7 protein-coding genes are annotated in these 8,827 nt (G+C 64.6%); 6 read left to right on the plus strand and 1 reads right to left on the minus strand.

What is annotated here, in order from left to right:
• The 6 genes from V6M49_RS14770 to V6M49_RS14795 all read left to right on the plus strand — a co-directional run.
• Nucleotides 1–636 (plus strand): ABC transporter ATP-binding protein (locus V6M49_RS14770; RefSeq protein ID WP_332761693.1); only part of this gene is annotated, 636 nt, incomplete at its 5' end.
• A 34-nt stretch (nt 637–670) separates the two neighbouring features.
• Complete coding sequence (locus V6M49_RS14775; protein ID WP_332761694.1) at nt 671–1,741, plus strand: Gfo/Idh/MocA family protein; 1,071 nt, start codon at nt 671–673, stop codon at nt 1,739–1,741.
• A gap of 473 nt (nt 1,742–2,214) precedes the next feature.
• A complete protein-coding gene (locus tag V6M49_RS14780) occupies nt 2,215–2,838 on the plus strand; it encodes a hypothetical protein (RefSeq protein ID WP_332761696.1) in 624 nt (207 codons plus the stop codon).
• Between the two features lie 85 nt (nt 2,839–2,923).
• The gene (locus V6M49_RS14785) at nt 2,924–4,141 is read left to right on the plus strand and encodes a hypothetical protein (protein WP_332761698.1); all 1,218 of its coding nucleotides are present in this window, start codon (nt 2,924–2,926) and stop codon (nt 4,139–4,141) included.
• A 269-nt stretch (nt 4,142–4,410) separates the two neighbouring features.
• On the plus strand, nt 4,411–5,625 hold the full coding sequence (locus tag V6M49_RS14790; protein ID WP_141139810.1) for a serine/threonine-protein kinase: 1,215 nt from the start codon (nt 4,411–4,413) through the stop codon (nt 5,623–5,625).
• Nucleotides 5,622–6,107 (plus strand): hypothetical protein, encoded by a 486-nt coding sequence (locus V6M49_RS14795; protein WP_332761700.1) that lies wholly within the window; start codon nt 5,622–5,624, stop codon nt 6,105–6,107. The genes V6M49_RS14790 and V6M49_RS14795 overlap by 4 nt, the downstream gene beginning before the upstream one ends.
• A gap of 132 nt (nt 6,108–6,239) precedes the next feature.
• Here the strand turns inward: V6M49_RS14795 and V6M49_RS14800 are convergent, their stop codons facing one another.
• The gene (locus V6M49_RS14800; protein ID WP_332761702.1) at nt 6,240–8,459 is read right to left on the minus strand and encodes an NADP-dependent isocitrate dehydrogenase; all 2,220 of its coding nucleotides are present in this window, start codon (nt 8,457–8,459) and stop codon (nt 6,240–6,242) included.
• Nucleotides 8,460–8,827 lie beyond the last annotated feature (368 nt).

Raw genomic sequence — 8,827 nt, forward strand, 5'->3', positions numbered from 1 at the left:
CCGGTCAACGACGTCAGTTTTGTACTGGAGCAGGGCACGCTGGCCTGCATCGTCGGCAAAAGCGGCAGCGGCAAGAGCACACTGTTGTCCCTCCTCGGTGCGCTGGACAAACCCACCAGCGGAGACGTCGTCGTCAACGGCGTGAGCCTGGCAGGGATGCCGGACGACAAGCTGACCGAGTACAGGCGCCGGGATATCGGGTTCGTTTTCCAGCAGTTCAACCTGATCCCGAATCTTTCGGCGATGGACAACGTCATGCTGCCCATGGAGTTCGCGGGGATGCGCAGGACAGAGCGTCGGCAGCGGGCAACGGACCTTCTGGAGCAGGTGCAGCTGGACCCGGAGAAACAGGTGCGGCGCATCAACCGGCTGTCCGGCGGCGAGCAGCAGCGCGTGGCGATTGCCCGGGCGCTGGCCAACGAACCCAAGCTGATCCTCGCGGACGAACCCACCGGCAACCTTGACGAGCAGACGGGCGATCACATCATCGAACTGCTCAGCTCGCTCAGCCGTGACCACAACACCACCATCCTCGTGGTCACCCACGACAAGGCGTTGGCCAACAAGACGGACCGCCGCTTCAGGCTCCAGCAGGGCCGGCTGACGGAAGAACCGGCGCGACGCGCCTTGGTCTGACGCCCGCACTGGTCTGAATGAGAGGATGGGCACCATGAGTGCGCCCATTGCCACACCGTGGCTGTCCAGCCAGTCCGATCCGGATCCCCGGTCTGCCACCGGAAAACGCCTGCGGTGGGGCGTCATAGCCACCGGCGGGATCGCGCGGTCAGTGTCGCAGGACCTGGCACTACTCCCAGACGCCGAGCTCTATGCCGTCAGTTCCCGCGCACAGGGCACTGCGGAGAGTTTCGCGGCGGACTACGGTTTCGCCAAGGCCTACGGGGACGACGACGGCGTGCCGGGCTACCAGCGCCTGCTCACCGATGACTCGGTGGACGTCGTTTATGTCGCCACGCCGCACGCCCAGCACCACGAGATTGTGCTCGCTGCGCTCAATGCGGGCAAGCACGTCCTGTGCGAAAAGGCATTCACCATCAACGGCAGGGAAGCGAGCGAGCTCGTCGCGCTTGCCAGGGAGCGGAAGCTCTTCCTCATGGAGGCAGTGTGGTCCCGCTTCCTCCCGGGCATGCAGCGGGCGTTCGAGATTGCCGCGTCCGGGGAGCTCGGGGACGTGCACTGGGTGACTGCTGACCTTGGTTTTCCCGCGCCCTATTCCCCGACGTCCAGGTTGTGGGCCAGGCAGGACGGTGGCGGCGCCCTCCTGGACATCTCGGTCTACCCCCTGCTGTGGGCAGTGGGAACGCTGGGGTTCCCGCAGACCGTCAGTGCCACCGGCTTCATTAATGACGACGGCGTGGACGCCCAGAATGCGCTGACGCTCGGCTACAACCATGGCGCCCAGGCCCAGTTGACGTCCTCGCTCCTGGCGTACGGTCCGCGGACTGCCACCGTGGCCGGCAGCCTGGGCTACCTCCAGAGTGTCGGTTCCATCAACAATCCGCGGGAGTTAGTGATCGGCATCGGGCGCGAGGGCCTGCGCACGGAGGCGTTCGACGTCGTCGGCATCGGCTATACGTACGAGCTGCGCGAGGTGACACGCTGCATCCAGCAGGGGCTCACCGAGAGCCCCGTTATGCCGCTGGAGGATTCCATCAATACCATGCGGCTCTTTGACGGAGTGCGCGGGCAGCTGGGCGTCAGCTACCCCAATGATGCCCACTGACTTTTTTGGTCTATGACTTTTTGTAAACAAGCTTGACAGTCATCTTTCGGTTATCGATGACTGGGTGACAAATTAGTAAGCTTGCTGGATTTATTTTCAGTTTCCCTAGACTTCCTGCACGCGCGAGTCCTACGCTGATGAAATCGTAGGTCTCAACGATGCTGGGGGTGGTACGCATGGCTAAATTCCGTTCGCCGTGGCGTGCGCTCCGGCCGCTTCTCCTCGCAGGTGCGGTGACCGCCACTTGGCTGACGCTTTCCGCTTCAGCCGCGACAGCAGACTCTTCGGGAGATTCAGGATCCGTTCTGGGTGGCGTAGCGTCATCTGTTTCGTCCCTTACGGCCCCATTGTCCGGTGCTGAAACTCCGATTCCTGAGGCCGCGTCCCCTGCTCCTTCCCCTGCCGGACTGCTGCAGCCCGTAGTAGGCAGGGTGGCAGGCACGGCTGACCACCTGATAGCCCCACTACCCGTAGTGAGCAGCGTGGTTCCGGCTGGCACCGTCACTTCCGTGGCCGTCCCGGTTGCCGGAGTGGTCGATACGGCTGCCGATGACCTGATCGAGACCGTCGCTCCGCCACTCGCTGAAGCGGTCCCCGTTCTTGAACCCGTGCTGCAGCCCGTGGTCGATCTGGTGGATGCAACCGTGGCGGCCGTGCCGGTCACGCTGCCCGACCTGATCGTTGACGGGATTGCCGTCGCCGGTGAGGCCTCCACCATTACGGATGCCGCCGCGGGACCAACTGCAGGTGCTGAACACAGCGCCGATGATGCGCCGGGCCGCTCCACCAACGCTGCAGACCACTTTCGGGCCGCCACTGGCGCGTCGTCCGCGCTGGCCAAGACCAGCGCACGAACGCTCCCGCTTGCGCCCGGAAATACGTGGACAGTCGATCCGTCCATGCCTCCGGCTCCAGCTCCGGCAGGACCTGCTTCGGGTGTGGGGAGCGGCGCTTCGCCCTCCGGCGTCTCAGGCTCTGCTGCCTGGCTGGACGAGTTCGGTTTCAACCTGCCGCTTTCGGGAGCCTTCCCCGTCAGCGGATCACCTCAGCATGTCCCCTCGCCGGTGTCATTCGACCCCGGTTCCTCTCCTGACTAGTTGAGCCCCCCTGCCCTTTCATGGGCAGAACACGGCCTCAAGGCGCTGAACAGCGCCCCAAATCAACTCTTCAGGAGACAACACCATGAATTGCAACCTTCGTAGGGGGCTGCTTAGCACCCTCTTTGCCGGTGGGCTACTAGCCTTCGGCGCCACCGCGGCCAGCGCCGCCGACACAACCAGCGGACCGGACCTCACGGCCTCCGCACTGGTCTCAGCGGCGACGTCCGCAGATACGACGTCGTTGGGCCTGCTGGGTGGCTCAACGCAGTCGGACACTGCTGACGTCGCCGCTGTGGTCGACGTCAACCTCGGCCTTGGCGGCACCGACGGGAGCGGAACCACGGCTGACGTTGCAGCCGACCTCGCGATCGGGCTGGGCAGCGGCACCGTGACCGGCACCGACGGAAGCGGAACCACCACCGACGTTGCCGCAGCAGCCGACATCAACCTCGGCCTCGGAAACAACGTCCTCGACGGCACCACCGGCAACGGAACCACCGCCGTCGCCGCAGCGGCCGACATCAACCTCGGCCTCGGTAATGGCATCCTCGGCGATACAAACGACAGTGGCACCACCGCTGACGTCGCCGCCGTCGTAGACGTCAACCTCGGAGGCAACCTCCTGGGCAACACCAACGGCAACGGCACCAACGACACCACCGCCGACGTCGCCGCCGTCGTAGACGTCAACCTCGGAGACAACCTCCTGGGCAACACCAACGGCAACGGCAGCAGCGCCGTCGCCGCAGCGGCCGATATCAACCTCGGCCTGGGCACGTCCGGCGTTCTTGACGGCGCGAATGTTGCTCTTGATGCATGCGTCATCATCGGCGGCGGCGATGGCTGTGGAACCCCAGGTACTGAAACCCCTGGTACGGACATGCCCGGTACAGACACAACGGACCCAGGAACCGGCACGACGGGTGACACGGACCCAGGTACCGGAACGACCGGCACCACGGACCCGGGAACCGGAGCTACCGGCACCACGGACCCAGGTACCGGAACGACCGGCACCATGGACCCAGGTACCGGAACGACCGGCACCACCGACCCGGGAACCGGAACTACCGGCACCACGGGCGGTGGCACGACCGGTATCAGTGTTATTCCCGCCGGCACCGCCACGGGTTCAGTATCTGCTGCCGCGAACACCATGGGCAGCACCACGGGCAACACCTCCGGCCAGGGCGGCACCGCCGCCCTGGCCAAGACGGGCATGGATGCTTCACTGATCCCTCTGGCCGTCATCCTGCTGTTTGCCGGACTGCTGATGCTCAAGCGGCGCCGGAAGGCCTAGCGGACTCCGCAGTCAACGGACTGCGACGGCTAAGACCCGTCAACGCACCGGCTCCGCCGTTCGCGGCTTAGCCAACTTTTCGGATAGGAGGTGGCCCACCAGAGAGCTCAACTACCAGCACTTGTCCTTGTGACCGGAGGTCCGGCTGAGAAAGTCCCAATCACTTCTTAGCCGGGCCGCCGGCGTGCCGGCAGACGGCTCAAAGGATGCCCTACCGGCCGGTATTATTGAGCAGGAATAGTGCCGCAGCGCACCGGGAGGAACTGGTCATGGTGGCGGATTCGCCTAGCTCAATTAAGAATGAAATGCTCGGCGGACGCTATCGGCTGGCAGACATAATCGGCCGCGGCGGCATGTCATCCGTCTACCGCGCCCGGGACGAAAACCTGGGCAGGGATGTCGCCCTGAAGCTCTTTGCCCCACAAGCACCGGATGCCAATGAGCTCAGGCGCCAGGAAGCCGAAATCCAACTGCTGGCAACGCTCAACCATCCCAGCTTGGTCACGCTGTTCGATGCAGGCATCGATACCCGTGTCCTGGACCAACCTCGGCCGTTCCTGACCATGGAGCTCGTGGAGGGCCAGGACCTCCGCAGCCGGATCAGGCACAGTGCAGTTCCCTTGGACGAGCTTGCAGTCATCGGGGCAGGCGTAGCTGACGCGCTGGCCTACGTGCACAGCCTGGGCATCATCCACCGCGACATCAAGCCCGGGAACATCCTGCTCGTCCAGATCCGTCCGGGCGAACCTTTACGACCCAAACTCACGGATTTTGGCATCGCCAGGATGGCGGATTCAGCACGGCTGACCGCCACGGGAACCATGGTGGGGACGGCCGCATATCTCAGTCCGGAGCAGGCCATGGGTTCTCCCCTGTCGCCCGCCACGGATATCTACTCGCTGGGTCTGGTACTGCTGGAATGCATCAAGCAAACCGTTGAGTTCCCGGGCAGCGCCGTGGAATCCGCAGTGGCCAGGTTGCACCGGGCACCCGAGATCCCCGCTGACCTTCCGGCGGAGTGGGCTGATCTGATCCGTTCAATGACTGCCATCGAACCGCTGGAACGTCCCGTCGCGTCCGATGTTGAATCCGTTCTGCGTCAGGCCCTGGTGTCACCCGTGTCCGCACCGGGCGAGCTCGCGACGGAGACAACCCGCGTACTCCCGGCCATGCCGTTCAGGCCGCCGTCCATCGCCATCACCGCGGAATCAGATCTGCCTGTAGTCCGGTCCAGCAAGGGCCAGCTGGACATCACCCGCGGTCCTGACGCGCGGGGCTGGGTTCCGAGCTTGTCTCGTCTCCGCCACGCCGGAAGGCGGTTCTGGACGGTCACCGCACTGGGCGTGCTCGCCGCTGGAGCAGCCGCGGCGGCGCTGACCTTGGGCCTGGCACCTCAGCCAACGCCCGACGTCGTTCCTTACCCCGCCGTCACCGGCACCTTGGGCGACCACCTCAAGGAACTTCAGGAGAGCGTGGAACCATGAGCCCTGCACCAAAGCACCGTGGGCGTTCGGCCACTGCCAAATGCCTGACAGCTGCAGCAGCAGTTCTGCTCGCCGGTTCACTGGCAGCGTGCGGTCCGGCTGAGGCCGGCCTTCAACGTGATGCCGCCCGCCAACTCCAGGAACGAGTCCTCGGCGTCACCCAGGCCTCAGCGACTAATGACCCCGCTGGCGGATTGGCAGCTTTGGATAGCCTCGAGGCCGACCTCGCGTCCGCTGCGCGGACCGGGCAGGTTTCCGAGGAACGCCGGCGCAGCATCACGACGGCCGCCACTGCCGTCCGGGCAGACCTGACGGCGGCCAAGGCCCTAGCCGACGCAGCAGCAGCGAAGGTCGCAGAGGACGCTGCCGCAGCGCAAAGGCAGGCAGACGCCGATGCGGCCCAAAAAGCAGCCACCGAGCCGGTAGCTCCCGCGCCCACAGACGACAAGGGAAATAGAGGCAAAGGCAAGGACGGCGACTGAGTGCGGGTGGACGGCACATCACGTATTAACCCGCCTGCGCTTCATCCGGTCCCATCGACTAGACGAAGTCGACTGGACGAAAAAGGCGGCGCCCCGGTTTCCCGGGGCGCCGCCTCTTTGGTTCGGTTCCGCTTAGTTCAGGGTCGCAATGACCTTGTTCAGCGTGGCGGACGGACGCATCACGGCCGAGGCCTTGGCCTCATCCGGACGGTAGTAACCGCCGATGTCCACCGCTGAGCCCTGTACCGCGGCCAGTTCGCTGACGATGGTGTCCTCGTTGGAGGAAAGCTCCTTGGCCACAGCCGCGAAGGATGCCGCCAGATCCGTGTCCTCGGTCTGCTTGGCCAGTTCCTCGGCCCAGTAGCGTGCGAGGAAGTAGTGGCTGCCACGGTTGTCCAGCTCGCCGGCGCGGCGGCTCGGGGACTTGTTTTCCAGCAGGAAGGTCCCCGTCGCCTTGTCCAGGGTGTCTGCCAGGACCTGCGCGCGGGCGTTGTTCGTGGTAGTGGCCAGGTGCTCGAAGCTGACGGCCAGAGCCAGGAATTCACCCAGGCTGTCCCAGCGCAGGTGGTTTTCCTTGAGCAGCTGCTGGACGTGCTTGGGGGCCGATCCGCCGGCGCCGGTCTCGAAGAGTCCGCCACCGTTCATCAGCGGAACAACTGAAAGCATCTTGGCGCTGGTGCCCAGTTCCAGGATGGGGAACAGGTCCGTGAGGTAGTCGCGGAGCACGTTGCCGGAGACGGAGATGGTGTCCTCGCCCTTGCGGATGCGCTCGAGCGTAAATGCCGTTGCCTTCACCGGGGACATGATTTCGATCTGCAGGCCCTCGGTGTCGTGGTCCTTGAGGTATTCGTTGACCTTGGCAATGAGGTTGCGGTCGTGCGCGCGGGTCTCGTCCAGCCAGAAAACTGCGGGCGTCTTGGAGGCGCGGGCGCGGGTGACGGCCAGTTTGACCCAGTCGCGGATGGGGGCATCCTTGGCCTGGCAGGCGCGCCAGATGTCACCCGGGGCGACCTTGTGTTCGATCAGCACAGCGCCGGAACCGTCCACGATCTGCATGGTGCCGGCTTCCTGGATCTCGAACGTCTTGTCGTGGCTGCCGTATTCCTCGGCGGCCTGGGCCATCAGGCCTACGTTCGGGACGGTGCCCATGGTGGTGGGGTCGAAGGCGCCGTGGGCGCGGCAGTCGTCCAGAACAACCTGGTAGATGCCGGCGTAGGAACTGTCCGGGAGGACCGCCAGGGTGTCGGCTTCCTGGCCGTCCGGGCCCCACATGTGGCCGGAGGAGCGGATCATGGCGGGCATGGAAGCGTCCACGATGATGTCGGAGGGCACGTTGAGGCTGGTGATGCCCTTGTCAGAGTCCACCATGGCCAGGGCCGGGCCATCGTCGAGGCCCTTCTGGATGAGCGCCTTCACGCCTGCACGGACGTCCTCCGGAAGCTCCTCAAGGCCGCTCAGGATGGCGGCAAGGCCGTTGTTGGGGCTCAGGCCGGCGGCGGTGAGCTGCTTGCCGTAGGTCTCGAACAGTTCGGAGAAGTAGGCCTTCACCACGTGGCCGAAGATGATGGGGTCCGAGACCTTCATCATGGTGGCCTTCAGGTGCGCTGAGAACAGCACGCCCTCTTCCTTGGCGCGGACTACCTGGGCTGCCAGGAACTCGTCCAGCGCGGCGGCGCGCATAACAGTGCCGTCGATAACCTCGCCGGCCAGGACGGGGAAGGCCTTCTTCAGGACCTTAACCGAGCCGTCTTCGCGGACCAGCTGGAGGGCGATGGTGCCGTCGGACTCGATAACCACGGACTTCTCGTTGGCGCGGAAGTCGTCCTTGCTCATAGTGGCCACGTTGGTCTTGGAGTCCGCAGACCACGCACCCATGGAGTGCGGGTTCTGTCGGGCATAGTTCTTGACGGACAGCGGCGCGCGGCGGTCCGAGTTGCCTTCACGCAGGACCGGGTTCACAGCGGAGCCCTTGATCTTGTCGTAGCGGGAACGGACGGCCGTTTCCTCATCCGAGGAGGGGTTGTCCGGGTAATCCGGCAGGTTGTAGCCCTGGCCCTGGAGCTCGGCGATGGCGGCCTTCAGCTGCGGGATGGAAGCGCTGATGTTGGGCAGCTTGATGATGTTGGCTTCCGGCTTCTTTGCCAGTTCCCCCAGTTCAGCAAGGGCGTCACCGATCTGCTGTTCCGGGGTGAGGTAGTCACCGAACACGGAGATGATGCGGCCTGCGAGCGAAATGTCACGGGTCTCCACCTCCACACCTGCGGTCGAAGCAAACGCCTCGATGATCGGCAAGAACGAATAAGTAGCCAGCATCGGCGCTTCGTCGGTGTGGGTATAGATAATCTTGGACATGCGCGGGCGTCTCCCTGGAGGTCGGCTGATTTTTTTGGAAATTTTGTTCTATTTCACCACCCCCTAACTTACCTGAGGACACGGCTTTGAACCGTACTGGGGCGGCCAGACGGCCCTGCATTACAGCGGATTGGGGCATGGGAAAACGCCCGACGGCGGTGCGCACGCGCCGGGCGGCGAGTCGCCGTCGCGCTTTACCGCCGGGAGCCACCGTCGCCGGTGCGGATCCAGTCAGCGCCTCTTGTGGGGTATGTCACTGGGCCAGAGCTGTACGTATTTGGGGTCCTGGCGGCGCAGCTCCTCCGTCGCCGTGAACGAATGGATGGGATCAACGTCCCGCAATTGCAGGCCTGCTGCGTAGGCTTCAA

This window comes from Pseudarthrobacter sp., from assembly GCF_036675385.1.
Lineage (GTDB): Bacteria > Actinomycetota > Actinomycetes > Actinomycetales > Micrococcaceae > Arthrobacter.

Excerpts from the sequence above, each read along its gene's own strand:
- V6M49_RS14775 (WP_332761694.1), top strand. The coding sequence starts at position 671 with ATGAGTGCGCCCATTGCCACACCGTGGCTGTCCAGCCAGTCCGATCCG.
- V6M49_RS14785 (WP_332761698.1), top strand. The coding sequence starts at position 2,924 with ATGAATTGCAACCTTCGTAGGGGGCTGCTTAGCACCCTCTTTGCCGGT.
- V6M49_RS14790 (WP_141139810.1), top strand. The coding sequence starts at position 4,411 with ATGGTGGCGGATTCGCCTAGCTCAATTAAGAATGAAATGCTCGGCGGA.
- V6M49_RS14795 (WP_332761700.1), top strand. The coding sequence starts at position 5,622 with ATGAGCCCTGCACCAAAGCACCGTGGGCGTTCGGCCACTGCCAAATGC.
- V6M49_RS14800 (WP_332761702.1), bottom strand. The coding sequence starts at position 8,459 with ATGTCCAAGATTATCTATACCCACACCGACGAAGCGCCGATGCTGGCT.